The organism is Luteimonas mephitis DSM 12574, from assembly GCF_000422305.1.
GTDB classification, from domain to species: domain Bacteria; phylum Pseudomonadota; class Gammaproteobacteria; order Xanthomonadales; family Xanthomonadaceae; genus Luteimonas; species Luteimonas mephitis.
Genome location: NZ_AULN01000013.1, coordinates 377,992 through 402,710 on the forward strand (window position 1 = coordinate 377,992; position 24,719 = coordinate 402,710).

The 24,719-nt window shown below is 69.6% G+C and carries 23 protein-coding genes; 12 read left to right on the forward strand and 11 right to left on the reverse strand.

Annotation, left to right across the window (positions count from 1 at the left end; genetic code table 11):
* Positions 1-104 precede the first annotated feature (104 nt).
* The 5 genes from H570_RS0104225 to hemC all read left to right on the forward strand — a co-directional run bounded on the left by H570_RS0104225 (position 105) and on the right by hemC (position 6,278).
* The gene (locus H570_RS0104225; RefSeq protein ID WP_027079652.1) at positions 105-1,634 is read left to right on the forward strand and encodes an OpgD/OpgG family glucan biosynthesis protein; all 1,530 of its coding nucleotides are present in this window, start codon (positions 105-107) and stop codon (positions 1,632-1,634) included.
* Positions 1,631-3,520 carry a glucans biosynthesis glucosyltransferase MdoH gene (mdoH, locus tag H570_RS0104230; protein WP_027079653.1) on the forward strand — a complete coding sequence of 630 codons (1,890 nt, stop codon included), beginning with the start codon at positions 1,631-1,633 and terminating at the stop codon, positions 3,518-3,520. The genes H570_RS0104225 and mdoH overlap by 4 nt, the downstream gene beginning before the upstream one ends.
* Before the next feature lie 143 nt (positions 3,521-3,663).
* A complete protein-coding gene (locus H570_RS0104235; protein ID WP_027079654.1) occupies positions 3,664-4,329 on the forward strand; it encodes an alpha/beta hydrolase in 666 nt (221 codons plus the stop codon).
* Positions 4,330-4,505: 176 nt separating this feature from the next.
* The gene (locus H570_RS0104240) at positions 4,506-5,243 is read left to right on the forward strand and encodes a LytR/AlgR family response regulator transcription factor (protein WP_027079655.1); all 738 of its coding nucleotides are present in this window, start codon (positions 4,506-4,508) and stop codon (positions 5,241-5,243) included.
* A 117-nt stretch (positions 5,244-5,360) separates the two neighbouring features.
* The gene (gene hemC / locus H570_RS0104245; protein WP_027079656.1) at positions 5,361-6,278 is read left to right on the forward strand and encodes a hydroxymethylbilane synthase; all 918 of its coding nucleotides are present in this window, start codon (positions 5,361-5,363) and stop codon (positions 6,276-6,278) included.
* 37 nt (positions 6,279-6,315) lie between these two features.
* Here hemC and H570_RS0104250 read toward each other — a convergent pair whose 3' ends face one another.
* From H570_RS0104250 to H570_RS0104280, 7 genes are all read right to left on the reverse strand, one after another.
* A complete protein-coding gene (locus H570_RS0104250; protein WP_027079657.1) occupies positions 6,316-7,092 on the reverse strand; it encodes a DUF481 domain-containing protein in 777 nt (258 codons plus the stop codon).
* A gap of 86 nt (positions 7,093-7,178) precedes the next feature.
* Positions 7,179-7,862 (reverse strand): DUF481 domain-containing protein, encoded by a 684-nt coding sequence (locus H570_RS0104255; RefSeq protein WP_027079658.1) that lies wholly within the window; start codon positions 7,860-7,862, stop codon positions 7,179-7,181.
* Between the two features lie 159 nt (positions 7,863-8,021).
* On the reverse strand, positions 8,022-8,972 hold the full coding sequence (locus H570_RS0104260) for a dimethyl sulfoxide reductase anchor subunit family protein (protein WP_027079659.1): 951 nt from the start codon (positions 8,970-8,972) through the stop codon (positions 8,022-8,024).
* A gap of 97 nt (positions 8,973-9,069) precedes the next feature.
* On the reverse strand, positions 9,070-9,846 hold the full coding sequence (locus tag H570_RS0104265) for a 4Fe-4S dicluster domain-containing protein (protein ID WP_027079660.1): 777 nt from the start codon (positions 9,844-9,846) through the stop codon (positions 9,070-9,072).
* Positions 9,843-10,070, reverse strand: a complete 228-nt coding sequence (locus tag H570_RS0104270; protein WP_027079661.1) for a hypothetical protein — start codon at positions 10,068-10,070, stop codon at positions 9,843-9,845. Before H570_RS0104270 ends, H570_RS0104265 begins: the two co-directional genes overlap by 4 nt.
* Positions 10,070-13,276: a molybdopterin oxidoreductase family protein gene (locus H570_RS0104275; protein ID WP_084499727.1), complete on the reverse strand. Its 3,207-nt coding sequence runs from the start codon at positions 13,274-13,276 to the stop codon at positions 10,070-10,072. Before H570_RS0104275 ends, H570_RS0104270 begins: the two co-directional genes overlap by 1 nt.
* A gap of 77 nt (positions 13,277-13,353) precedes the next feature.
* Positions 13,354-14,031 carry a hypothetical protein gene (locus tag H570_RS0104280; protein ID WP_156899826.1) on the reverse strand — a complete coding sequence of 226 codons (678 nt, stop codon included), beginning with the start codon at positions 14,029-14,031 and terminating at the stop codon, positions 13,354-13,356.
* Between the two features lie 83 nt (positions 14,032-14,114).
* On the opposite strand from H570_RS0104280, the gene H570_RS0104285 reads away from it, so the two are divergent.
* The 5 genes from H570_RS0104285 (at position 14,115) to H570_RS0104305 (ending at position 19,725) form a co-directional block, all read left to right on the forward strand.
* On the forward strand, positions 14,115-15,083 hold the full coding sequence (locus H570_RS0104285; RefSeq protein WP_027079664.1) for a helix-turn-helix transcriptional regulator: 969 nt from the start codon (positions 14,115-14,117) through the stop codon (positions 15,081-15,083).
* Positions 15,084-15,087: 4 nt separating this feature from the next.
* Positions 15,088-15,984: a patatin-like phospholipase family protein gene (locus H570_RS0104290; protein ID WP_027079665.1), complete on the forward strand. Its 897-nt coding sequence runs from the start codon at positions 15,088-15,090 to the stop codon at positions 15,982-15,984.
* 184 nt (positions 15,985-16,168) lie between these two features.
* Positions 16,169-16,504 carry a hypothetical protein gene (locus H570_RS16355; protein WP_051176105.1) on the forward strand — a complete coding sequence of 112 codons (336 nt, stop codon included), beginning with the start codon at positions 16,169-16,171 and terminating at the stop codon, positions 16,502-16,504.
* A 221-nt stretch (positions 16,505-16,725) separates the two neighbouring features.
* Complete coding sequence (locus H570_RS0104300) at positions 16,726-18,873, forward strand: prolyl oligopeptidase family serine peptidase (RefSeq protein ID WP_027079666.1); 2,148 nt, start codon at positions 16,726-16,728, stop codon at positions 18,871-18,873.
* A gap of 318 nt (positions 18,874-19,191) precedes the next feature.
* Entirely contained in the window at positions 19,192-19,725 is a 534-nt protein-coding gene (locus H570_RS0104305; protein WP_027079667.1) for a DUF924 family protein, read from the forward strand.
* Positions 19,726-19,729: 4 nt separating this feature from the next.
* Here H570_RS0104305 and H570_RS0104310 read toward each other — a convergent pair whose 3' ends face one another.
* Positions 19,730-20,056 carry a rhodanese-like domain-containing protein gene (locus H570_RS0104310; protein ID WP_027079668.1) on the reverse strand — a complete coding sequence of 109 codons (327 nt, stop codon included), beginning with the start codon at positions 20,054-20,056 and terminating at the stop codon, positions 19,730-19,732.
* Between the two features lie 153 nt (positions 20,057-20,209).
* Here H570_RS0104310 and H570_RS0104315 point away from each other — a divergent pair, with 153 nt between their 5' ends.
* Both H570_RS0104315 and H570_RS0104320 read left to right on the forward strand, forming a co-directional pair.
* Positions 20,210-21,004: a polysaccharide deacetylase family protein gene (locus H570_RS0104315; RefSeq protein WP_027079669.1), complete on the forward strand. Its 795-nt coding sequence runs from the start codon at positions 20,210-20,212 to the stop codon at positions 21,002-21,004.
* 102 nt (positions 21,005-21,106) lie between these two features.
* Positions 21,107-21,826 carry a hypothetical protein gene (locus tag H570_RS0104320; protein WP_156899827.1) on the forward strand — a complete coding sequence of 240 codons (720 nt, stop codon included), beginning with the start codon at positions 21,107-21,109 and terminating at the stop codon, positions 21,824-21,826.
* 36 nt (positions 21,827-21,862) lie between these two features.
* Here the strand turns inward: H570_RS0104320 and H570_RS0104325 are convergent, their stop codons facing one another.
* From H570_RS0104325 to H570_RS0104335, 3 genes are read right to left on the reverse strand one after another with little or no spacing between them, the layout of a single operon-like run.
* On the reverse strand, positions 21,863-22,537 hold the full coding sequence (locus H570_RS0104325) for a class I SAM-dependent methyltransferase (RefSeq protein WP_027079671.1): 675 nt from the start codon (positions 22,535-22,537) through the stop codon (positions 21,863-21,865).
* Positions 22,538-22,548: 11 nt separating this feature from the next.
* Positions 22,549-23,292: an SGNH/GDSL hydrolase family protein gene (locus H570_RS0104330; protein WP_051176106.1), complete on the reverse strand. Its 744-nt coding sequence runs from the start codon at positions 23,290-23,292 to the stop codon at positions 22,549-22,551.
* Positions 23,289-24,548, reverse strand: coding sequence for an aminotransferase class I/II-fold pyridoxal phosphate-dependent enzyme (locus H570_RS0104335; RefSeq protein WP_027079673.1), 1,260 nt, complete (start codon positions 24,546-24,548; stop codon positions 23,289-23,291). Before H570_RS0104335 ends, H570_RS0104330 begins: the two co-directional genes overlap by 4 nt.
* Positions 24,549-24,719 lie beyond the last annotated feature (171 nt).

The following is a 24,719-nucleotide window of genomic DNA, read 5'->3' on the forward strand; positions in this document are numbered from 1 at the left end:
TCACGAAAAAGTGCCGCTGCGTCGCGCTGGCACGCGCGTTTACCTCCCGCTGATCCGCGCTTTCGTATAGTGCGCGCCCGCGCATTCGCGCATGAGGGCATCGGGTGCAACGTCGCGAAGTCATCCTTGCAGGACTGTCGCTCCCCCTGCTGTCGCTGGGCGGGACGCTGGAAACGTTTGCAGCACGTCGCGCACCGGTCGCCGCCGTGGCCGGGAGATTCGATGCCGGCACCGTCGCCGGACTTGCCCGCGCGCTTGCCGCACGCACCTACCGCGCGCCGGACAACGCACTGCCGCCGGCGCTGGCGAAGATCGGCTACGACCAGTACCGCGACTTCCGCTATCGCGCCGCGCGCGCGCTGTGGCGCGATGACGGGTTGCCGTTCCAGGCGCAGTTCTTCCATCGCGGTTTCCTGTTCAAGGACCGCGTTGACGTCTACACCGTGCACGACGGCCAGGCGACGCCGTTCGCGTTCTCCACCGACCTGTTCGACTACGCGCCACAGTCGGTGCCGGAGATCGGCGACGTCGGTTTCGCCGGCTTCCGCCTGCACGCGCCAATCAACCGTCCCGATCATTACGACGAACTGTGCAGCTTCCTGGGCGCCAGCTACTTTCGCGCGGTGGCCAGGGGCCTGAACTACGGCCTGTCGGCGCGCGGGCTGGCGCTGGGCACCGGCGAGCCGGCGGCGGAGGAATTCCCGCGCTTCACCACCTTCTGGCTGGAGCGCCCTGCGCCGGGCGCGCAGTCGATCGTGGTGCACGCGCTGCTCGACAGCCCGAGCGCGGCGGGCGCGTTCCGCTTCGCGATCGATCCGGGCGACGACACCGTGTTCGACGTCGACATGCGGCTGTATCCGCGCGTCGACCTCGTCCATGCCGGCATCGCGCCGCTGACCAGCATGTTCGAGTTCGATCCCAGCGATCGCATCGGTATCGACGACTACCGCCCCGCGGTACACGACTCCGATGGCCTGGCGATGCTCAACGGGCAGGGTGAACAGGCCTGGCGGCAGCTGCAGAATCCTGCGTCGCTGCAGCACAGCGGCTTCCAGGACATCGATCCGCGCGGTTTCGGGCTGATGCAGCGCAAGCGACGTTACGAAGACTTCCAGGACGCCGAGGCGCACTACGAGAAACGTCCGAGCGCGTGGGTCGAGCCGGTCGGCGACTGGGGCGAGGGCGAGGTACACCTCGTTGAAATCCCGACCGCCGACGAATACCACGACAACATCGTCGCGTTCTGGCGGCCGAAGCAGCCGATCGCCGCCGGCAAGGAGCATCGCTGGCGCTACCGCCTGCACTGGTGCGGCGAACACGCGTGGAAGCCGGAGCTGGCCACCGTGGCCGCGACCCGCATCGGCGCCGCGCACGACGGCGCGCGGCTGGTGGTGGTCGACCTTGCCGGCGGGCGTTTGTCGCAACTGGCCGATGGCGCGAAGCCGCGCGTCGACGTGGCCGCGTCGCAAGGCAAGCTGCGCAATCCGGTCGCGTACCGCAACGCCGATACCGGCACCTGGCGCATGAGCTTCGAACTCGAGCCGGGCAGCGCAGGCGTGAGCGAACTGCGCGCGCGCCTGGTCGACGCGCAGGGGCCGCTGTCGGAAACCTGGCTGTACCGGTGGATGGCGTGAGCGCCATCGAAGCGACGGGAAGCGTCGCACCGGCGCTGCCACCCGACGCACCGCTGGAGATGCCGGTGCAGTCGCTGCGCGAGGGCCGGCTGCGCGGGCGCCGCTTCCCGACCACGCCCGGCGGGATGGTCTGGCGCCGCGCCGCGGTGATCGGGGCCGCGGTGCTGCTCACGTTCGTGGCGACCTACCAGATCTGGTGGCTGCTGCGCGGCGACGGCACCGACGTGCTGGAGACGGCGCTGCTGGTGCTGTTCGTGTTCCTGTTCGCGTGGATCGTGCAGGCGTTCGTCGGCGCGCTCGCGGGCTTCGTGCTGATCGTCTCGAAGCGGCGCGCGCGACTGGGGCTGTCGGCGAGCAAGCCGATGCCCGCGCTGTCCTCGCGTACCGCGCTGCTGATGCCCACCTACAACGAAGACCCCGAGCGGCTGATGGCGGGGCTGCAGGCGATCCACGAATCGCTGGCCGCGACCGGGCAGCTGCAGCACTTCGACTTCTTCGTGCTCAGCGACACGCGCAAGCCGGACATCCAGCGCGCCGAGCGGATCGCACTGGACGCGCTGTGCCAGCGGCTGGGCGCCGATGCGCGGGTGTTCTACCGCCTGCGCGACGACAACCACGAGCGCAAGGCCGGCAACATCTCCGACTGGGTGCGTCGCTGGGGCGGCGCGTACCCGCGTTTCCTGATCCTCGATGCCGACAGCCTGATGACCGGCGACACCATCGTGCGCCTGGCCGGCGCGATGGAAGCCAACGACGACGTTGCCCTGATCCAGACCCTGCCGGTGATCGTCAACGGCAGCACCCTGTTCGCGCGCATGCAGCAGTTCGCCGGGCGCGTGTACGGCCCGGTGATCGCCTATGGCGTGGCGTGGTGGCACGGCGCCGAGAGCAACTACTGGGGCCACAACGCGATGATCCGCACGCGCGCGTTCGCCGACTGCGCGGGCCTGCCGGAGCTGCGCGGGGTGAAGCCGTTTGCCGGCACCGTGCTCAGCCACGATTTCGTCGAGGCCGCGCTGCTGCGCCGTGGCGGCTGGGCGCTGCACATGGTGCCCAGCCTGGGCGGCAGCTTTGAAGAAGGCCCGCCGTCGCTGACCGACATGCTGGTGCGCGACCGCCGCTGGTGCCAGGGCAACCTGCAGCACGGCGCGGTGCTCACGGGCAAGGGCCTGCACTGGGTCAGCCGCTGGCACATGCTGATCGGCATCGGCCATTACTTCACCGCGCCGATGTGGGCGATGCTGATGCTGATTGGCCTGGCGATCCCGCTGCACCACGCCGGGCTGTCGTGGGACACCGTCGCGCTGACCGATTTCTCGCCGGCGACGTACTGGCGCGAACGCGACCCGGACCGCTTCCTGTGGATATTCGTGTTCACCATGGGGATGCTGCTGGCGCCGAAGTTCATGGGCTTTGTCGCCACCATCAGCGACCGCGACATGCGCCGCGGCTGCGGTGGCGCGTGGCGTGCATTCGTGGGCATGGGGCTGGAAACCCTGCTGGCCGCGCTGATGGCGCCGGTGACGATGTACGTGCAGTCGCGCGGCGTCGCCGAGGTGCTGGCAGGCAAGGATTCGGGCTGGGAGTCGCAGCGTCGCGACGACGGCAGCCTGCCGTTCTCCAGCCTGCTGCGCAGCTACGGCGGGTTGACGTTCCTCGGCGTGCTGGCGGCGGTGATGGCATGGAGCATCTCGCCGGCCCTGGCGGCGTGGATGTCGCCGGTGATCCTCGGCCTGGTGCTGTCGATCCCGATCGTGATGCTGACCTCGGCGCGCGCGCCGGGGCAGTGGCTGCGCCGGCGCAGGATCTTCTGCACGCCCGAAGAGCTCTCGCCGCCAAACGTGCTGGTGCGTGCCAGCGAGCTGCGCGCGAAACAGGTTGCGTAGGAGCGCCCCATGGACGCGATGGCTTTGCCGGCAGGGCTTCATCGCGCCCATGGGGCGCTCCTGCAGGCATCGGCTGCCGGGCCGCGAATCCGCCATCCACCGGCGTGGGCATAATGTCCGCGCCTCCCACGCACGGACCCAACATGCTTGACACCATCGAACGCGAAACCGGACCGGCCCCGCGCCACAGCGTGGTATGGCTGCACGGCCTGGGCGCGGACGGCAGCGACTTCGTGCCGATCCTGCCGGAACTGGTGCGCCCGGCGTGGCCGCCGATCCGCTTCGTGTTCCCGCACGCGCCGGTGCGGCCGGTGACGATCAACAACGGCGTGCCGATGCGCGCCTGGTACGACATCCGCGAGGCGGACCTGGCCAATCGCGCCGACGAGGCCGGCGTGGCGGCGTCGGTGGAGCAGGTGGAGGCGCTGATCGCGCGCGAGGTCGAACGCGGCGTGCCGGCGTCGCGGATCTTCCTCGCCGGCTTCTCGCAGGGCGGGGCGATCACGCTCGCCGCCGGCCTGCGCCGCAGCGAACCGCTGGCCGGGCTGATTGCGCTGTCGACCTACATCCCCGCCGCGCACAAGGCCGCGGCGGTGCTGGCCGACGGCGCCAACGCGCAGCCGGTGTTCATGGGCCACGGCACCCAGGACCCGGTGGTGCCGCTGCGCGCCGGCGAGCAGGGCGCTGCGCTGCTGCGCGAGCTGGGATTCAGCGTCGACTGGCACGCCTACCCGATGCCGCATTCGGTGTGCCTGGAGGAAATCCGCGACCTCGGCGACTGGCTGTCGCGCCGGCTGGCGAGTGCATGATCTTGTAGGAGCGGCTTCAGCCGCGAGCTTTTGATGAACACCGACGCAAAAGCTCGCGGCTGAAGCCGCTCCTACAGCGGCCCGGGGCGGGGATTATCCCCGCATGGCCCCGCCGCGGCGCGACCGTTACTATCGGGGCGAACCTGCCCCACTGCCGCCCCGAGGACGCCACGGCCATGAAGGTGGTCATCGCCGACGACGAACCGCTGGCCCGCGAGCGACTGCGCATGCTGCTGGCCGACCACCCCGATCTTGAACTGGTCGCGGAGGCCGGCGATGGCCGCGAAGCGCTGCATGCCTGCGCCGAACACGATGCCGACCTGGTGCTGCTGGACATCGCCATGCCCGGCATCGACGGGCTGGAGGCCGCGCGCCACCTGGCCGCGTTCGAGCCGCGCCCGGCGGTAGTGTTCTGCACGGCCTATGACGAACACGCGCTGTCGGCGTTCGAGGCCGCGGCGGTCGACTACCTGGTCAAGCCGGTGCGCGCCGAACGCCTGCACGCGGCGCTGGAACGCGCGCGCACGTTCATCGTCGGCCGCGACCACAGCGCCGCCGTTGGTCGCGACGGCAAGGGTCGCCAGCGCACGCATCTGTGCGCACGCCTGCGTGGCAGCCTGCGCCTGATCCCGATCGAGGACATCCACTACCTGCAGGCCGAGGAGAAGTACGTGGTCGTGCACCACGCCCGCGGCGAGGACCTGATCGAGGAATCGCTGAGGTCGCTGGAGGAGGAGTTCGGCGAACGCTTCCTGCGCATCCACCGCAACTGCCTGATCGCGCGCCACGAACTGGTGGAGCTGCGGCGCGAATCCGACGGCCGCGTGCACGCGATCCTGCGCCACGGCAGCCAGCCGCTCGAAGTCAGCCGTCGCTGCGTGGCCGGGCTCAAGGATGTGGTGAAGCAGCTGTAGGTCGCGGCGACGCCCCCGACGACCCTTGGTCTCCTGCATTCCCGGGCGCCGGGCACCTGACGGATGGTTCCGGCATGCGGCTGCCCACGGGCCGGGCGCCAGCGGCGATAATGGCGCATGGCCACGATCCGCATCGCCACCCGCAAGAGCCCGCTCGCCCTCTGGCAGAGCGAGCACGCCGCCGACCTGCTGCGCGCGGCGCATCCGGGGCTGGCCGTGGAGCTGGTGCCGATGACCACCCGCGGCGACGAGGTGCTCGACCGCTCGCTGGCGGCGATCGGCGGCAAGGGCCTGTTCCTCAAGGAACTGGAGCTGGCGATGCTGCGCGGCGACGCAGACTGCGCGGTGCATTCGCTCAAGGACGTGCCGATGGAACTCGAAGGGCCGTTCGCGCTGTCGGCGATCCTTGCGCGCGCCGACCACGCCGACGCCTTCGTCAGCAACCGCCACGACAACCTCGATGCCTTGCCCGAAGGCGCGCGCGTCGGTACTTCGTCGCTGCGCCGCCAGGCGCAGCTGCGCGCGCGGCGCCCGGACCTGCAGCTGCTCGACCTGCGCGGCAACGTCAACACCCGCCTGGCGAAGCTCGATGCCGGCGATTACGACGCCATCGTGCTCGCCTGCGCCGGCCTGCAGCGGCTCGGCTTCGGCACGCGCATCCGCGCGCGGCTCGATGCGCCCGACTGGCTGCCGGCGCCGGCACAGGGCGCGATCGCGATCGAATGCCGCGACGACGACGCGAAGACCCGCGCGCTGTGCGCGGTGCTCGACGATGCGCCCACGCGCACCTGCGTCGAGGCCGAGCGCGCCATGAACCGGGCGCTGCACGGCAGTTGCCACGTGCCGGTGGCCGCGCTGGCGCGGCTGGACGGCGCGCAGCTCCTGCTGCAGGGGCTGGTCGGCTGCGCGGATGACGGCCGCGCCGTGCGCGCGCAGCACGCGGGCGATGCGACCCGGGCCGAAGCGATCGGCGCCACCGTTGCGCGCGCTCTGCTGGATGCGGGCGCGGGGGCATTCCTGCCGCCGCGCGAGTGACCCGCGGCCGTCGCGGCTTCGCGGCGCCGCGAAGCCGTTACTGGATCTTGTAGACCAGGTTGATCGTGGTGAGGGTGTCGGTCTTCTTCATCCCCGGCTCGACGTCGCTGTTGCGACGCGCCTGCAGCCCGGCCTTCAGCGCGAATCTTTCGTTCATCGCCACCGCGATGCCGAGGTCGTTCTGCATGAAGGTGTTGTCGCTGCCCGTCTCCACCAGCAAGGTGTCGTAAAGCACGGTATTGCCGGTCAGCTGGTGCTTGAACTCGAGCTGGCCGCGGCCGACCACGCCATCTTCGACCAGCCCGGTTTCGGAATCGCGCGCGCGGCGGAAGCCGGGGCCGATCTCTGTGCTCAGGCGGGTGCCTTCGCTGTCGATGAACTTGTGGCCGTACCCGAGCGATGCAACCGCCTGGTAGTCGTACGGCGAGAAGTCGTCGTTCTCGTAGCGCGCCGCGCCGACGATGTAGTTGCGCGGATCGAACTTGTGCGCGCTCGATGCGCCGAGCTCGTAGCGGTTGGCGCTCAGCTCGTAGCGCTTTTCGTCCACGCCGTCGCCGTCGAAATCACCGGTCACCTCGCCCTTGGAGCGCAGCGCCGAAGCGTGGAAGTCGTGCTTCCAGCGCGCGTCCTCCTTGCCCAGGGCGAGCTTGGCATTGACGCTTTCCGAGCGCGCATTGCCGCGTGCCAGCGCCAGGCCGAGTTCGCCGGTGCCGGTCCAGGCGCCGGCATCGGTGTCGGCGGCAGGGGCGTCCTGCGCATGGATCGTGAATGGCGCGGCGGCCAGCAGCAGGGACAGGATGGACTTGCGAAGCATTGCGGCTCCTTGTGTCGGGAGGTGGGAGCGCTGCAGGCGCGCGGCCCACGCGTGGTGGCCGGCGGCGTGCAGCGTGGCAGTTGCACTCAGAACGCGTAGTGCAGGTTCAGCGATCCATGGGCGTCGGTGCTGCCACGGCCGCCGTCGCCGGCGCTGTCGTGGTTGACCTCCAGGCGCGACTGCAGCGTCCAGCGCGGCTGCAGCATGATGTCGACGCCGAGCGTCTGCCGCACGAAGGTGTTGTGGCGGCCGGTTTCCACCCGGATCTGCTGGTTGAGCTCGGCCCACTGGCCGAAGCGCTGCGACACGCGCAGCCCGCCGGTGGCGATCATGCCGATCGAAGCGGTGCCGTAGTCGGCGTAGGGCTGCAGGCGGTAGCCGGTGCCCAGCTCGAGTTGCACCTGGGTGCCGGGGCGGCGGATCGCTTCCATCCCGAACGTGGTGTCGACCTTCACGTGGCTGGCTTCGGCGTCGACCCATTCGCGCTGCGTGGCCGGCGCGTGCAGCGCGGCGTAGCGCCGGGTCGCCAGCGGCGACGTCCGCACCGGGCGCAGGCGCGGCACCGTGCCGGGTACCCTGGGCTTCCATAGCGTGGTGTAGGGCGTGGCCGCCAGCCATTCGGCGTCCGGACAGACCAGTCGGTAGCACGGCGCGCGCAGCGAGACGTGCCCCGCCGCAACGGCAAGCACCGCCGGCTCGCCCGGCGATTCGGGCAAGGGCTGCTGGAACACGGGCAGGCCGGCAAGCGCCAGCCACCAGACCGCGGGCATGGCAAGGCTCGATGGAAGCGATTACATGGGATTATGCCGGCCCCACGATGACAATCCAGCGCCTGAAGCGTGAACGCGGCCACGCATTCAGGAAGTCGACGGGTTCCCCGGCCCACGACGCCGGCTTCGGCGTATCCGCAGGCACTGCCTGCTAGATGCTCAGTAGTACAGCGTGACCACGTGCCGGGCCTGGGCGAAGAACAGCCAGCGTTCGACGAACGCGCCGGCCAGCATCAGCGCGGCTGCGGCCGCCAGCGCAAGGGCCGGGCTGCCGGCTGCCAGAAGCAGGTAGCCCAGCAACGGCCCACCGACGACCAGCGCGCTGGCTCCGATGCGCAGCCAGCGCGCATGGGTGCGCGCGACCTGGAACGCCATCTCGCGGGTGACGTAGTTGGCTTCCGTATGCGGGCGCTCGAATACCGTGGCCTCGCGCCCGGGCAGGCCGATCGCCGTGGCGCGGCTGCCGGGCAGCCCGTCGCGGTCGGTCTCGTACCAGTACAGCCACTTCAGTGCGACCAGCAGGCAGGCGACCACTGCCAAGGTCAGCAGCATCGTCTCGGGGCCTTGGTCGCCGAGCATCAGCAGCATCAACGCAAACAGTAGCGCCAGGCCCGTCAGCAGTGCGAACAGCAGGTACACCGGCACAACCAGCGGATGGCGCCATGCCGGGATCGGCTTGAGCGAGGCGTAGATCATCGCGGTGCAGGCCACGGTGGCCAGTGCGAACAGCGCCAGCATGATGCCCGCGATCGCCAGCAACGGCGTGGCGGTCGGACCGGGCATGCCTCGCCACAGCAGGGCGCCGACGAGCAAGGCGGGAAGCACGGTTGCAATGGCCATCACGGCTTCACGCGACAGCCACGACGTGCGCCACTGCGAGAACGCGCGCCAGGATCGGAGCGGCTTGCCGAGGTGGCCGAGCGAGAGCAGCAGGCCGGCCGTCGACAGCACCAACCCCAACGCCAGCGCGGCGAGTTGCACGCCGGTCAGCGCGGGCAGGACCTGGCCCCGCAAGTTGAGCAGCGCGACCGACACGCCCAGCCAGACCAGCAGCCCGTAGCCGGCGCCGGACAGAGTGGTGAACAAGATGACGGACAGGGCAGGGTGCATGGTGGTCGGTCGAGTTTCCGGCTTCAGGTGGACGTGCAGGTTGCAGCGCGTGTTCGATGTCCCACGTTTGCCGGGGCAGCCGTCAAAGCTGCGCAACCTAACGCTTCAGCAAGCGCCCCAGCCAATGTAACGGCGATGCCGCGGTTGTGACCGTGCCTTGCGCCACGCTTTCATCGGCACCGGTGCCATGGCGCCGCGGCCGCGGCGGCAGGTAGCGGTTGACCGGGTTGTAGCCCAGCTCCGGCATCAGCGCCACGCCGCCGCGTTCGGCGACCAGCTTCGAGACCTTCGATTCCGGGTCGCCAAGATCGCCGAAGTGGCGCGCCTTGGTCGGGCAGGCCTGCACGCAGGCCGGCTGGCGTTCGCTTTCGTCGAGGTTTTCGTTGTAGATGCGGTCCACGCACAGCGTGCATTTCTTCATCACGCCTTCGACCGGCGAATATTCGCGCGCGCCGTACGGGCAAGCCCATGAACACAGCTTGCAGCCGATGCACTTGTCCTCGTCGACCAGCACGATGCCGTCCTCGGCGCGTTTGTAGCTGGCGCCGGTGGGGCACACGGTCACGCAGGCCGGCGTCTCGCAGTGCAGGCACGAGCGCGGGAAGTGCAGCGTCATCGCCGGCTGCGCGGCCTCGGCGGCGATGCTGCCCTGCGACGCGCAGGCAGGCGTGGGCGCGATCTCGTAGCTGTGCACGCGGTTGAACCACACCCCGGACGGATCCTTGCCGTAGGGGTTCTCGTCGGTCAGCGGCCCGGCGATGCCGCCGGCGTTCCACTCCTTGCAGCTGGTCGCGCAGGCGTGGCAGCCGACGCAGGTGTCCAGGTCAATCACCAGGCCGAGCTTGACCTTCGACGGCGTCGGCAGCGCGGTCATGGCAGTTCCCGGTGGCGCAGCTTGCCCGAGCCGTAGCCGACCAGCAGCAGCGAGAACAGGAAACCCAATGCCGCCCGCCAGCGTGGCGACGGCGGCGGCACCATGCTGTCCATGCCCATCTGCGGGAACGCGGACGGGTCGATGAAGGCCCAGGTGCTGATGGCCAGGCCGCAGATGCCGGCCAGCAGGCAGGCCCAGCGGATGATTCGCGAGATCGCCCGCATCACCCGCGCCTCCTTGCGCGCAGTGCGGCGCCGTAGCGCAGCGGTGCTTCATCGGCTTCGGCGAAACCCAGTGGCGCGAACTGCGGCTGCGCTTGCGCGGGGGCATCCACGGCGACCCTGTCGATGCGCACGCGCAGGTCGAACCACGCCGCCTGCCCGGTGACCGGGTCGGCATTGGCGTAGTCGCCGCGCGGGGTGATGTCGGAGATCAGGTGGTTCATCAGGAAGCCCTTCTCGCCTTCCGGTGCGTTCTTCGCCAGTCGCCACGCGCCGCGGCGCTTGCCGATCGCGTTCCACGTCCACACCGTGTCGGGCTGCACGTTGCCGGCGAACTTCGCCTGCACGGTGATGCTGCCGTGGTGCGAGGTGACGCTGATCCAGTCCTCGTCGGCGATGCCGTGCTTCGCGCCGGTGTCGGGATGCAGGTACAGGTAGTTGCGTGCGGTGATCTGCCGCAGCCACGCGTTCTGCGAGCCCCACGCGTGGTACATGAACATCGGGCGCTGGGTGACGGCGTGGAGGGGGAAGGAGTTGTTTCCTTCTCCCGGCGGGAGAAGGTGGCGCGAAGCGCCGGATGAGGGCACGTTGGTTCCGTTGCGACGAAGGTTCGCTGCGATCGGATCGTGCGCTCCCTCACCCCAGCCCTCTCCCGGGGGGAGAGGGGGCGTTGGTGCCGTGCGGGAGCCGCTGTGATCGCCTTCGTCGCGACCAGGTCGATGCGAGGCTCCGGTCTGCGCGGATTCGAAGGGCTCGTACCAGATCGGCAGCGGATCGAAGTACGTGGCGACGCGTTCGCGATGCTCTTCGGGCGGCTGGTGCTCGCCGTGGGCCTGCGCCGCGAGGCGAAACTTCTGCAGCGGTTCCGAATACAGCTGCAGCACGATCGGCGCGGTGGAGCCGACGAAACCGAGCTTCTGCGCCCACTCGAGATAGCCGCGGTTGGCCATCTTGAAGTAGCGGGCATGCTCCGGGATCTCCTCGCGCCAGAAGCCGCCGTTGTCGATGTAGCGCTGCAACTGGTCCGGATTCGGCGCGCCCTTGCCGTGCTGCGTGCCGTCCTCGCCGCGCCAGCCGGCAAGCAGGCCGACGCCGGGCGCGCGTTCGTGGCGGACGATGTAGTCGGCGTAATCGCGGTACGTCGGCGAGCCATCTGCATGCACCATGCCGGGCAGCCCGAGGCGCGCGCCGAGGTCGAGCAGCACCGACTGGAAGCCGCGCACGTCGCGCGGCTGGCCGTCGCTGCCGGCCTGCGTGGCCGGATCGAACATCGGATGCCGGATCGCGTCGGCGGCGCCGTCGGCGTCGGAGATCGGCCGGTCGAGCAGGCTGATCGCGTCGAAGCGTTCGAGATAGGTGGTATCGGGCAACACCAGGTCGGCGTAGGCCACCATCTCCGAGGCGAACGCGTCGGAATAGATGATGTGCGGGATGCGGTAGTTGCCGCTTTCGTCCTTGTCGGTCAGCCACTGCATGGTCTGGCCGGTGTTCATGCTCGAGTTCCAGCTCATGTTGGCCATGAACATCAGCAGCGTGTCGATCGGGTACGGATCGCCGGCGTGCGCGTTGCGGATCACCGTGTGCATCATCCCGTGCGCGGACAGCGGGTAGGCCCACGAGAACGCGTGGTCGATGCGCCGCGGCTGCCCGTGTTCGTCGACCAGCAGGTCTTCCGGGCCGTGCACGAAACCCAGCGGGCCGGCGTCGAGCGTGCCGTCGGGCTTGCGCGCCTTGCCGGGCCGGTTCGGCAGCGGAATGGGCTTGGGGTACGGCGGCTGGTAGCGGAACGAGCCCGGCGCGTCGACCGCGCCCAGCAACAGCTGCAGCAGGTGCAGCGCACGACAGGTGTGGAAGCCGTTGCTGTGCGCGCTGATGCCGCGCATTGCGTGCATCGACACCGGGCGGCCGACCATCTCGGTGTGTTCGCGCCCCCACGCATCGGTCCAGGCGATGGGCAACCGGAGGTTGCTGTCGAACGCGGCCTGCGCGAGTTCGCGCGCGATCCGGCGGATCGTGTCGGCGGGGACGCCGCAATGTCCGCTCACCGCGTCCGGCGCGTACTGCGGGTCGAGGTAGCGCTCGACGATCAGCTGGAAGACCGGCACGGCCCTGCGGCCATCGGCCAGCGTGTATTCGCCGACCACCGCGGGCGAAATGTCGATCGCATCGGCGCGCGCCTGTGCTCCCTTCCCTGCCTCGGCAGGGGGAGGAGCAACGGCCCAGCACAACACGTTGCCCTCGGCATCGCGCGCAAACAGCCCGTCGTCCGCGCCGCCTGGATTGCGCACCACCAGCCAGTGCGCGTTGGCATAGCGCACCAGGTAGTCGAGGTCGATGCGGTCCATCCGCAGCAGCTCGTGGATCAGCGCGAACGCGAACAGGCCGTCGGTGCCGGGGCGGATGCCGATCCACTCGTCGGCGATCGCGCCGTAGCCGCTGCGCACCGGGTTCACCGCGACGATCTTGGCGCCGCGCGCCTTCAGCTTGCCCAGGCCCAGCTTGATTGGGTTCGAGTCGTGGTCCTCGGCCACGCCCCACAGCATCAGGTACTGCGTGTGGTCCCAGTCGGGCTCGCCGAACTCCCAGAAGCTGCCGCCCAATGTGTACAGGCCGCCGGCGGCCATGTTGACCGAGCAGAAGCCGCCGTGCGCGGCGTAGTTGATCGTGCCGAACTGCTGCGCCCACCAGCCGGTCAGCGCCTGCGACTGGTCGCGGCCGGTGAAGAACGCGAGCTCGTCGGGATTGCGGTCGCGGATCGGCGCCAGCCAGCCGGTCGCGACCTGCAGCGCTTCTTCCCACTCGATCTCGCGGAACTCGCCGCGGCCGCGTTCGCCCACGCGCAGCAGCGGTTTCTCCAGCCGCGCCGGCGAGTAGTGCTGCATGATCCCGGCCGCGCCCTTGGCGCACAGCACGCCCTGGTTGACCGGGTGCGCGGGGTTGCCCTGGATGTAGCGGATCGTCTTTCCCTGCTGCCCGTCGTCGGCCAGCCAGACCTTGATGCCGCAGCGGCAGGCGCACATGTAGCAGGTCGTGGTCTTGACCTCGTCGCCCGGCGAAGGCGACAGGTCCAGTACTGGCTCGTTGGGCGGGCGCATGGCCGCATTGTGCACGCGCGGCGCGTGCCAGTCACAAAACCACGGCAGCAGGTGCACGGCCAGCATCGCGGTGCTGGCGACGACGCGTTCGCCATCCAGCTTGCCTGCCTGCATCCGCTGCCCCGCGCCCGGAAAGACGCGGAGTCTGTCCGGGCGCCAGTTGAAGCCCGGCTATCCGCAGCGGGGACTGCCTACTTCGGTGCGGCGATGACGATCGACGGGTCGTTGAAGCGCGAGTAGCGCATCCAGGTATCGGTGCCCTGGCCCTTGGCGCTGGCCGGCACCTGCATCTGGATTGGAAAGCCGTCGCTGCCGACCCACAGGAACACCTCGGCAGGCTGTGGCTTGGTGTGCTTGATGAGGTACTTGCGCGCCGGCTTGCTGCCGACGCTGTCGCTGCCCAGGGCCTGGACGGTCATGCCGGTGGTGTTCTGTTCGAGCATGGCCGGGTCGCGCCACTTGTCCAGGGTGCCGGCGGGAAGCGGCACGCTCATCGTCCGGCCCGCGACGCTCATGTGCATGGTGTTGCCGATGATCACCTGCGAACCCAGGTCCTGCATGGTCATGCGGAAGCGGTCCGGGGCCGCGAACTCCAGCTGGTTGACCATCTTGCCGCGCGCGCCGGCCTGCATCTCCATGGTGACCTGGTATGACGTCGCCGCCAGCAGCTTGCGCATTGCGGCCCGGACCTCCTCCTCCGGGTTCGAGAGCGGATTGAGCGCAGCGGCCGCAGTGGCGACCCGGGATGCCACCGAAGCCGAAGCGGTGGCGGGCGAATCCTGGGCCGCGGGGGTGCGGGCCTGGCAGGCCCAAAGCGCGGGCCCGGCGAGCAGGACCGAAAGGGCGGCAAGCGGGAGGGGTCTGGACATGTGCAACTCCATGCAGAAGGCGTATTCCACAGGCAAACGGCAAGAGCGCAGCGAAACAGGCCAGCGCGCGCCATAATCGGCCCATGGACCGATACGAACGCATCCTCTCGCTGCACCGCATCCTCAAGACCGCGCGCTACCCGGTGACGGTGCCCAGGCTTCGCGACGAACTCGAATGCTCGCGCGCCACGGTCTATCGCGACCTGGCTTTCCTGCGCGACGGGCTGATGGCGCCGGTGGTCGGCGACGGCGAGGCGGGATTCCGCTACGACGCCGACGAAGGCGACCGCTTCGAACTGCCCGGCCTGTGGCTCAACTCCGACGAGCTCTACGCGCTGCTCGCCGCGCAACAGCTGCTCGCGCGCAGCGGCGGCGGGGTGCTGTCGTCGGCGCTGGCGCCGTTGCAGGGCCGGATCGAGAAGCTGCTGTCCGAGCACAGCACCGGCAACCCGTGGCCGATGGAGCGCGTGCGGGTGATCCCGCACCGCACCCGGCGCATGGACGAGCACGCGTTCCGCACCGTGTGTTCGGCGGTGCTGTCGCGCAAGCAGCTGTCGTTCGAATACCGCGCGCGCTCCACCGACGAGAAGACCAGGCGCAAGGTGTCGCCGCAGCGCATCACCCATTACCGCGACAACTGGTACCTCGACGCCTGGGACGAGGAGAAGGAGGCGCTGCGCAGCTTCTCGGTGGATCGCATCGGCGCTGCGCGGCAGCTCGATGCCGCTGCGCGCGACGTCGACGAAGCCTTGCTCAACGAACACCTGGCCGGCAGCTACGGCATCTTCTCCGGCCCGCCCAAGGGCGTGGCGACGATCGTGTTCAGCGCCAAGGCCGCGCGCTGGGTGGCCGACGAGCACTGGCATTCGCAGCAGCAGGGGCGCTATCTCGCCGACGGCCGCTACGAGCTGAAGGTGCCGTACAGCGCGCCGCGCGAATTGCTGATGGACGTGCTGCACTACGGCAGCGACGCGGAGATCGTCGAGCCCGAGTCGCTGCGCGCGCAGGCGCGCACGCTGCTCACCCTGGCGCTGGGCAACTACGAGCGCTGAGCCGATGGCCGCGGCCGCGCCGGAAAGCACGGACTCCACCGCGCGGGGCGAGCCGATCGCGCTGGCGCTCGGCGCCGGCGGCGCGCGCGGGCTGGCGCAGATCGGCGTGATCGAAGCGCTGGAGGCGCGCGGGCTGCGGATCGTCTCGGTGGCCGGTTCATCCAGCGGCGCGCTGGTCGGTGGCGTCTACGCGGCAGGCAAGCTGCGCGAGTTCCGCGAGGGTTTCGAGCGCCTGTCGCGCGGCGAGTTCCTGCGCCTGCTCGACCCGGTGCTCGGGCGCCCGGGCGTGATCGCCGGCACGCGCCTGGTCGATGCGATGCGCGCGGTGGTCGGTGATCCGCGCATCGAGGAACTGCCGGTCCCGTTCACCGCGGCGGCGGTCGACATGGAGCGCCAGCGCGTGGTGTGGCTGCGCAGCGGCCCGCTGTGGGATGCGCTGCGCGCGTCGTTCGCGATCCCGGGGCTGTTCACGCCGCAGGTCGTGCATGGCCGCGAACTGGTCGACGGCGGCCTGCTCGCGCCGCTGCCGATCACCGCCACCCGGCTGTCAGATGCGCACCGGCTGGTGGCGGTGGACATGCACAGCCGCCCGCGCCAGCCGCCCGGCGATCCGGCCGACGGCCGCCGCGCGCGAGCCGCGCACCACTCGCGGCTGGGACGCTGGCTCGACCGCCACCTGGGCAACCCGCCGGCCGAAGTGGGCCTGCTGGACACCATGTCGCGCGCGCTCGACACCATGCAGGCCCAGATCGCGCGCGTGCAGCTGGCGCTGGACCCGCCGGAGCTGATCATCGAGATCCCGCGCGACGTGTGCCAGTTCTACGAATTCTGGCGCGCAAAGGAACTGGTCGGCATCGGCCGCGAAGCAGCGGAGAAAGCGCTGGACTTGGCCGGATACTGAGCCCGCGAATCCCTGGTCTTTTGTAGGAGCGGCGGAAGCCGCGAAGCCTTGCCGGTGGAAGCATCGCGGCTTCCGCCGCTCCTGCCGGAGCACGCTGCCGGAACGTTCGTGCTCGCGGCGAGACGGTCGCAGCCTGTGAGATGCCCGCGCGCGACGCTGCACCCCCGATTCGAGGAGCGCCTCCATGACGAATGCCAGCCTGACGTTCTCCCGCGATACCACCGCCGCGGCACCGCCGCTCGCCACGTGGCTGCTGGGCGCGCTGTTCCTCGGCGTCATCGCCGTGCTCTCGCTGCCGGCCGCGCGCGCCGACAGCGCCGTGCTTGGGTGGATGCCGCTGTGGCTGCTGGGCATGCCGCTGGCCAGCCTGGCCGCGCTGGCGGTTTCCCGTTCTTCCCTGCGCCTGCCGCGCCGCCGCATGCCGGACTCGTCACCGGCGATGCGGCGGCGCCGGCCGGGCACCGTGCAGGCGCGGCGCCGCGCCGCGCCGATGCGCACGCGCCTGCCGCGCGCAGCGTGACGCGCGCCATCTCGCTCATCCCTGCCTTGTGTGCGGCCTGCAGGAGCGCCCCATGGGCGCGATGCATAGCGCCGGAATGCCGCCGGGAGAAGCGATCGCGCCCACGGGGCGCTCCCACGGGGCGTGGCGGCTTCGATCCACTGGCTTTCGGCACGTCGGCCGTCGCGCGCGCCTGTGCTAGCGTTGGCCGTTTCAACGCCACTGAATCCTCGGGGATCCGAATGCCCAAGTTGTCGCATGTTTGCCTTGCCGCGGGACTCGCGGCCGCCGCCGGCCTGGCCGGCACGCCTGTCCTGGCCGCCCAGGCCGACGAGAACACACCGAAGGAGGACGCCATGCCGGCCGCCGCCGATCCGAACCAGTGGCTGGAAGACGTCACCGGCGACAGGCAGCTGGCCTGGGTGCGCGAGCACAATGCGAAGACCGAGGCCGAACTCGCCGGCGCGCCGGGCTTCGACAAGCTCGAGTCCGACATCCTCGCCGTGCTCGATTCCGACGCCAAGATCCCCTACGTCAGCAAGCGCGGCGAGTACTACTACAACTTCTGGCAGGACGCGCAGCACGAGCGCGGCCTGTGGCGCCGCACCACGCTGGAGGAATACCGCAAGGACGAGCCGAAGTGGGAAACCCTGCTCGACCTCGACGCGCTGAACAAGGCCGAGAACGAAAACTGGGTCTGGCACGGCGCCGACTGCCTGCGCCCGGACTACACCCGCTGCCTGGTCGCGCTGTCGCGCGGCGGCGCGGACGCCGACGTCACCCGCGAGTTCGACCTGTCGACGAAGCAGTGGGTGAAGGACGGCTTCTTCCGCAAGGAGGCCAAGGGCAGCCTGGGCTGGATCGATCGCGACACGGTGTATGTCTCCACCGATTTCGGCCCCGGCTCGATGACCGACTCGGGCTACCCGCGCATCGTCAAGGAATGGAAGCGCGGCACGCCGATCGAGTCGGCGACGGTGGTGTACGAAGGCACCGCCAAGGACATGTCGATTTCCGCCGGCCACGACGACACGCCCGGCTTCGAGCGCGACTTCGTGCAGCGTTCGATCGCGTTCTACAACGACGAGCTGTACCTGCGCGGCAAGGACGGCACGCTGGCCAAGGTCGATGCGCCCAACTCGGCCAACAAGTCGGTGCAGCGCGAATGGCTCGGGCTGGAGCTGCGCGAGCCGTGGGAAGTCGGCGGCAAGACCTACAAGGCCGGTTCCTACATCGTCACCCGCTTCGACGACTTCATGGCCGGCAAGCGCGACTTCGAGGTGCTGTTCGAGCCCACCGACACCACCTCGCTGGCCGGCGCGACGCTGACCAGGACCCAGCTGGTGCTCAACGTGCTCGACGACGTCAAGAACAGGCTGTTCCTGTTCAGGCACGGCGACAAGGGTTGGACCTCGACGCCGCTGGACATCGGCGCCACCGAGCTGGGTACCACCAGCGTCGGCGCGGTCGATGCCGACGAGAGCGATGCGGTCTGGATTACCACCACCAACTACCTGACCCCGACCACGCTGATGCTGGCCGAGAACCCGGGCCAGGCCGCGCCGGAAACGCTCAAGACCATGCCGGTGTTCTTCGACGGTTCGAAGGACGTGGTCGAGCAGCACTTCGCCACCAGCAAGGACGGTACCCGCGTGCCGTACTTCATGGTGCGGCCGAAGGCCCTGAAGTTCGACGGCAGCGCGCCGACGTTGCTGTATGGCTACGGCGGCTTCGAGATTGCGTTGACGCCGGGCTACTCGGGCACGGTCGGCAAGGGCTGGCTGGAACGCGGCGGCGTGTATGTCGTGGCCAACATCCGCGGCGGCGGCGAGTACGGCCCGCGCTGGCACCAGGCCGCGCTGAAGGCCAATCGCCACAAGGCCTACGAGGACTTCGCCGCGGTGGCGCAGGACCTGGCCGCACGCAAGGTCACCTCGCCGCGGCACCTGGCCGCGCAGGGCGGCAGCAACGGCGGCCTGCTCGCCGGCAACATGCTCACGCAGTATCCGGAGCTGTTCGGCGCGATCGTGATCCAGGTGCCGCTGCTGGACATGAAGCGCTACAGCCACCTGCTGGCCGGCGCGTCGTGGATGGCCGAATACGGCGATCCGGACACCGCCGACTGGGAGTACATCAAGACCTTCTCGCCGTACCAGATGTTCGACCCGGCGAAGGATTACCCGGCGACGTTCATCTGGACCACCACCCGCGACGACCGCGTGCATCCCGGCCACGCCCGCAAGATGGCCGCGAAGATGCTCGCCGCCGGCAAGGACGTGCGCTACTACGAGAACACCGAAGGCGGCCACGGCGCCGGCGCCACCAACAAACAGTCGGCGCACGTGTGGGCGCTGAACTACACGTTCCTGTGGAACGAGCTGGCGAAGTAGCGGCAGCTGGCGTTTCTTGCATGCCGGTGCCGCAGCGGCTGCGGTGCCGGCGCGCAGTCCCCCGACATCCGGGGGGACTGCCCCTCTTCCGCTTGCGGGAGTGGAAGGCGCGGAGCGCAGCGCGGGGGTTCCGCTTCCGGCTTCGACCCGGGCATTCCCGCGCACTTGAATCTCGCCGGGTGTCGGCGGCGCAGCGCCACCTGCGCAGTGGCGGCCCCAGCCCTTGCTGGTGCCGCTTCAGCCGTGGGCTTTCCGGTGGCGCCCCGCCGGAGACCATCGCCATGACCGCAACGAAGACGAAATGACGGAGTCAGTCCCATGATCGAACCCGCACGCGTGATCGACTTCTGGCGCGAGGCCGGCCCCGGCAAGTGGTTCGCGCGCGACGATGGCTTCGACGCGCGTTTTCGCGACGGCTTCCTCGAAGCGCACTGGGCCGCGTCGCGGCGCGAGCTGGAACACTGGATGGACGGGGCCGACGGCGCGCTGGCGCTGTTGCTGCTGCTCGACCAGTTCCCGCGCAACTGCTTCCGCAGCAGCGGCCACGCGTATGCCACCGACCCGCTGGCGCGGCATTACGCGGCGCGTGCGGTCGCAGCCGGTTTCGACGCGCAGGTCGAGCCGGCGCTGCGCGTGTTCGTCTACCTGCCGTTCGAACATTCCGAGGACATGGCCGACCAGCAGCGCAGCGTCGAGCTGGCGCGCGGCCTGCCGGAGGAGTACCTGAAGTACGCGATCGCGCACCTGGACGTGATCGCGCGCTTCGGCCGCTTCCCGCACCGCAATCGCGAACTGGGCCGGGTGAACACGCCGGACGAGCAGGTCTGGCTCGACGCCGGCGGCGGCTTCTGACCGCTCAGTAACGCGGTACCGACGGGTCCACGTCCTGGGCCCAGGCATCGATGCCGCCCACGATGTTGAACACCTCGGTGAAACCACGCGCGCCGAAGTGCCCGGCGGCCTGCGCGCTGCGCCCGCCGTGGTGGCACAGGAAGCCCAGCGGCAGGTCGCTCGGCAGCGCAAGCAGTTCTTCCAGGCCGCCGGCTTCGAGCACCGCGTACGGCAGGGCGATCGCGGCCAGTTCGCGCTCCTCGGGCGGGCGCACGTCGACGATGGTGAGGCTGCCGTCGCGGACGCGTGCGGCGGCTTCGGCGGGGGACAGGTCGCGGGTTCCGGTCGTCATGCGGGCAGTCTATTGATTCACGAAGCATTTGTAATGAACGCGGCGAGCCCGTTTTCCGGCATTTCCCTTCCCGGCAATGCCGCGCAGGGCAACGGGAATGCACCCGAGCGCGCCGGGTCCCGTCGCCACGATGCCGCATGGCATCATGCCCGCATGCCTGCGATCCGCGCGCCGCTGCCGTCCCTGCACCGCGTCCCGCGCGCGTCTTCGGCGTGGCTCTGGGCGCTGCTCGCCGCGCACCTGGTGGTGTTCGCGGCGTGGTGGCAACTGGGCTGGCGGAGCGGGCTGCCGCTGCTGGTTGTGGTGCACCTGGGGTTCCTGTGCGGCGCGCTGCGACCGCGTTCGGCGATGTACGGCCCGGTGCTGTCGCACCTGCCGATCGACGACCGGCGCGTGTGGCTGACGATCGACGATGGTCCATCCGACGACACGCGTACGCTCCTCGACCTGCTCGACGCGCACGGCGCAAAGGCGACGTTCTTCCTGGTCGGCGAACGTGCCGCCGCGCGCCCTGACCTGGTCCGCGAGATCGCCGCGCGCGGCCATGGCGTCGGCAACCACAGCCAGGGGCATCCGCAGGCGCGCTTCTGGGCGCTGGGGCCGGCGCGGATGCGGCGCGAGATCGTGCAGTGCCAGGACACGCTGCGCGCGATTACCGGCGTCGCGCCGCGCTGGTTCCGGGCGGTGGTCGGCCACGCCAATCCGTTCGTGTCGGCACCGCTGCGCGATTGCGGGCTGGCGCGCGTGGCCTGGGATGCGCGCGCCTACGACGCGGTGCGCTCGGACCCCGCGGCGGTGGTCGCGCGGCTTGAACGCGAGCTGTCGCCCGGCGCGATCGTGTTGCTGCACGAAGGCGCGCGGCATGGCCGCAGCGTCGAGATGATCGCGCTGCTGCTGCAGCGGATGCAGGCGCTTGGTTACGCGACGGTGCTGCCGGAACAATTGTAGGCGCGCCCCATGGGCGCGGTCGGCTTGCCGGCAACGCCAATCGCTCATGGGGCGCTCCTACGCACCGTGTTGGACCGCGGGAAACACATCGGGGAAACGTGTATGACCACAAGAGCAGCGCAACGCCCCAAGTTCTTCATGTACATGGCATACGCATTCTTGGTCATTGCTCTTATCGGCTTCTCTACAACCTTTTTCATCCCTCTCGCACAGGGAACATTCAGTGCGCCCCCGATAATTCACATACACGGAGCACTTCTTTTTGGCTGGCTGCTCTTCTTTATCGTGCAAGCCTCACTCATTCAAAGGCGCAGCTTCCTTACTCACCGCCAACTTGGCGTCATTGGCGCGGCGCTCTGTATCGCCATCGTCGCTTCTGGCGTTCTTATCGGACTTCACGTCACCCGGAGGGACCTCGCGGCTGGAGGTGACGACTTTGTTCTCGGTCAGTTTGTAAATATTCTCATCGAGATGTTCTTGTTCGGATCCTTGGTGGGGGCAGCCATTGCCTTCCGTCGCGACAGCGAGAGCCATAAGCGGCTGCTTCTACTAGCTACCATTTCTGCGCTCGCGCCAGCTTGGCTAAGGATGCGCCACCTGCTTCCTGGAGTTCCCAACCCGTTCGTCACCTTCTCCCTACTTGCCGACTCACTCTTACTGGTTGCAATTGCCCGCGATTGGATCGCACTTAAGCGGGTTCATCCTGTCTATATCTGGGTTGGCGGGGCAATGGTGGCAGTACACATCACTGAGCTGTTGGCCATTACTAGCCAGCCGTGGCTGCGATTGTCTCGCTTTCTGCTAGGCGAGCCCGCGGTCTAACAATTCATTCAAACCGAACCCGCTTCGCGAGTCGGCTTAATTCAGGTGTTCTGCGACCACCAGCCAGTTGTTGAACGGGGTGCGCCCCCACAGCGGTTCGATCGTCACCTGCAGCCCGCTGCCTTCGAGGATCGCGCGCAGGCCGTCGGCGCTCGGGTAGCAGCGCGGGGTCGACTGCATCCAGCCGACGAGGTTTGCCGCCCGGTCGCCGATCCGCGACACCAGGCCGCGACGACTGCCATCGACCAGCCCGGTGCGGATCACCAGCCGTGCACCGGGCGTCAGCATGGCGATCACGTTCTCCAGCAACTGCCGCTGCGCGGGCGCGGGCAGGTACTGCAGCACGTCCAGGATCGCCACGCTGCCGGCGTGATCCGGCAAATGATGGGCGAGGTCGACGAAGGCGAAGCGCGCCGACGCCATCCCGGTGCGCCCGGCCGCGGCGATCGCGCGCCGGATCTTGGCCGCGTCGTTGTCCACGCCGAAATATTCCAGCGATTGCCCGTCCTGCCGCAGCGCATGCGCGAGCAGCCCCAGGCCGCAGCCCAGGTCCATCACCGGCGCAGTGCTGCCGCGCAGCGCGCGCAGTGCGCCGGGATAGAGGGGGTCCGTGGCCAGCTTGCTGCGCGCGTAGTAGTAGTCCCAGCGGTTGCCCAGCAGGCCCGGCGGCAGGTAGCCGCGTGCGATCGAGATCGCCTGCGCGCGCGGCAGCGGCTCGCCGCTCATCGCGCCAGCAGCCTGCGTGCCACCGGCAGGGCCAGCCGGGACCAGCGCGCGTACATCGCGGCGGAAGGATGCAGGCCGTCCTCGGCGAGCATGTCCGCCTCGTCGCCGCGGTCGCGGCTGGTGGTGGTGATGTCGACGAAGGCGACGTCGTGCCGGTCGCAGGTCTCGCGTGCGACGGCGTTGTAGAGGTCGAGCTCGCGTGCGACCTGCGCGCCGTCGCGGCCTTCGCGCGCCGCGTACGGGGTCACGCCCCAGTCCGGGATCGACAGCACCAGCACGCGGCCGGCGCGGCCGCCGGCGTAGCCGATCGCGCGCGCGAGCAGGCCGGCGAACTGCCCGCGATAGTCCTCCGCGCCGCGGCCGCGGTACTGGTTGTTGACGCCGATCAGCAGGCTGACGAAGTCCCAGCCACCTTTTGCCTTTGCAGGAGCGGCTTCAGCCGCGAGCTCCTCCCCTTCGGAAGGAGAATGGCTCGCGGCTGAAGCCGCTCCTGCAAAGGCGTTGGATGCATCAAAAGCATCCAGCGCAGCCGCCAGCTCGTCGGTGGTCCAGCCGGTGGCGGCAACGATCTGCGGGTCGCCCAGCATCACGCCTTCCGCGCGCAGCGCGTGCGCCAGCTGCACCGGCCAGCGTCCCTCGGGCGCCACGCCTTCGCCGATCGTGTAACTGTCACCCAGCGCCAGGTAGCGCAGCGCGCGCAGCGGCGGCAACGGGCCGCCCGTGGTGCGGGCCGCGGTCATGCCATCGCCGCTTGCGGCGCGCCGTCGCGGCGCCCCGCTTCGGCGCGCCGCGACAGCACCCGGTCGATGCGGCGGAACACCTCGCGCAGCGCATCGGGCTGCGGCAGCAGGGTGACGCGGAAATGGTTGCGGTACGGCACGTTGAAGCTTGAACCGGGCACGATCAGCACGTTCTCGTTTTCGAGCAGTTCCAGCGCGAAGGCGTGGTCGTCGAAGCCCTCGGCCGCGGCGCCGGTCACGCCCGGAAACGCGTACAGCGCCGCCTCGGGCGCCACCAGCTCCAGGTGCTCGCTGGCCGCGCAGCTTTCCACCACGGCGCGCCGCGCTTCGTACAGCCGCCCGCCCGGCGCGCACAGCGCGGAGATGGTATCGATGCCGTGCAGCGCCGCTTCGATCGCGAACTGTCCCGGCACGTTGGCGCACAGCCGCAGCGCGCCAAGCAGGTCCATGGCGTGGTGGAAGTCGCCGCTGCGCAGCGGATCGCCCGACAGCACCGCCCAGCCCACGCGCCAGCCGCAGGCGCGATGCACCTTGGACAGGCCGCCGAACGACAGGCACGGCACGTCGCCGGCCAGCGGCGCGACCGGCACGAACTTCGCGTCGTCGTAGAGGATGCCGTCGTAGATCTCGTCGCACATCAGCAGCAGGCCGTGCTTCGCGGCGATCGCGACGACGCGTTCGAGCAGCTCGCGCGGATAGTTGGCGCCGGTCGGGTTGTTGGGATTGATCAGCACGATGGCGCGGGTCCGCGACGACACCAGCGCCTCGATCTCGTCCGGATCGGGCAGGAAGTCGTTGGCGACCTTGCAGCGGTAATAGACCGGGCGGCCGTCGTTGAGGATGGTCGCCGCCGACCACAGCGGATAGTCGGGCGAGGGCAGCAGCACCTCGTCGCCGGGGTTGAGCAGCGCGCGCAGCGACAGGTCGATCAGCTCGCTGACGCCGTTGCCGATGAAGACCCGTTCGGGCATCGCGTTGGGCGTGCCGCGCGCCTTGTGGAACGCGGCGATCGCCTCGCGCGCGGCCGGCAGGCCCTGCTGGTGGGTGTAGGGATCGGTGTCGGCGATGCGGTCGGCGATCGCGTGCTGCAGGTGCTCCGGGGCGCGGAAGCCGAACGCGCCGGGGTTGCCGATGTTGAGCTTGATCAGGGTCCGGCCCTGGAGTTCCAGTTCGCGCGCCCGGCGGGCCAGTTCGCCGCGGATTTCATAACGGACTTCGGAGAGGCGTTCGCGGGTCTTCAGGCTGGGCGGCGACATCGGGCAACGGGAGGCGGAAGTGGCCGCAAAGCCTAGCGGAAAACCCTGCGCGGCGCGCCTCGCAAGGCACGATCGCATCCGCAGGAGCGCTCCATGGGGGCGATGGCTTTCCCCGCCAACGGCGATCGCGCCCATGGGGCGCTCCTGCCCGCTTAGAATCCCGCCCATGCA

Bases quoted from the DNA above. Each gene is read 5' to 3' on its own strand.
- H570_RS0104235 (WP_027079654.1), top strand. From the start codon at position 3,664: ATGCTTGACACCATCGAACGCGAAACCGGACCGGCCCCGCGCCACAGC.
- H570_RS0104240 (WP_027079655.1), top strand. From the start codon at position 4,506: ATGAAGGTGGTCATCGCCGACGACGAACCGCTGGCCCGCGAGCGACTG.
- hemC (WP_027079656.1), top strand. From the start codon at position 5,361: ATGGCCACGATCCGCATCGCCACCCGCAAGAGCCCGCTCGCCCTCTGG.
- H570_RS0104250 (WP_027079657.1), bottom strand. From the start codon at position 7,092: ATGCTTCGCAAGTCCATCCTGTCCCTGCTGCTGGCCGCCGCGCCATTC.
- H570_RS0104255 (WP_027079658.1), bottom strand. From the start codon at position 7,862: ATGCCCGCGGTCTGGTGGCTGGCGCTTGCCGGCCTGCCCGTGTTCCAG.
- H570_RS0104260 (WP_027079659.1), bottom strand. From the start codon at position 8,972: ATGCACCCTGCCCTGTCCGTCATCTTGTTCACCACTCTGTCCGGCGCC.
- H570_RS0104265 (WP_027079660.1), bottom strand. From the start codon at position 9,846: ATGACCGCGCTGCCGACGCCGTCGAAGGTCAAGCTCGGCCTGGTGATT.
- H570_RS0104270 (WP_027079661.1), bottom strand. From the start codon at position 10,070: ATGCGGGCGATCTCGCGAATCATCCGCTGGGCCTGCCTGCTGGCCGGC.
- H570_RS0104275 (WP_084499727.1), bottom strand. From the start codon at position 13,276: ATGCAGGCAGGCAAGCTGGATGGCGAACGCGTCGTCGCCAGCACCGCG.
- H570_RS0104280 (WP_156899826.1), bottom strand. From the start codon at position 14,031: ATGTCCAGACCCCTCCCGCTTGCCGCCCTTTCGGTCCTGCTCGCCGGG.
- H570_RS0104285 (WP_027079664.1), top strand. From the start codon at position 14,115: ATGGACCGATACGAACGCATCCTCTCGCTGCACCGCATCCTCAAGACC.
- H570_RS0104290 (WP_027079665.1), top strand. From the start codon at position 15,088: ATGGCCGCGGCCGCGCCGGAAAGCACGGACTCCACCGCGCGGGGCGAG.
- H570_RS16355 (WP_051176105.1), top strand. From the start codon at position 16,169: ATGACGAATGCCAGCCTGACGTTCTCCCGCGATACCACCGCCGCGGCA.
- H570_RS0104300 (WP_027079666.1), top strand. From the start codon at position 16,726: ATGCCCAAGTTGTCGCATGTTTGCCTTGCCGCGGGACTCGCGGCCGCC.
- H570_RS0104305 (WP_027079667.1), top strand. From the start codon at position 19,192: ATGATCGAACCCGCACGCGTGATCGACTTCTGGCGCGAGGCCGGCCCC.
- H570_RS0104310 (WP_027079668.1), bottom strand. From the start codon at position 20,056: ATGACGACCGGAACCCGCGACCTGTCCCCCGCCGAAGCCGCCGCACGC.
- H570_RS0104315 (WP_027079669.1), top strand. From the start codon at position 20,210: ATGCCTGCGATCCGCGCGCCGCTGCCGTCCCTGCACCGCGTCCCGCGC.
- H570_RS0104320 (WP_156899827.1), top strand. From the start codon at position 21,107: ATGACCACAAGAGCAGCGCAACGCCCCAAGTTCTTCATGTACATGGCA.
- H570_RS0104330 (WP_051176106.1), bottom strand. From the start codon at position 23,292: ATGACCGCGGCCCGCACCACGGGCGGCCCGTTGCCGCCGCTGCGCGCG.
- H570_RS0104335 (WP_027079673.1), bottom strand. From the start codon at position 24,548: ATGTCGCCGCCCAGCCTGAAGACCCGCGAACGCCTCTCCGAAGTCCGT.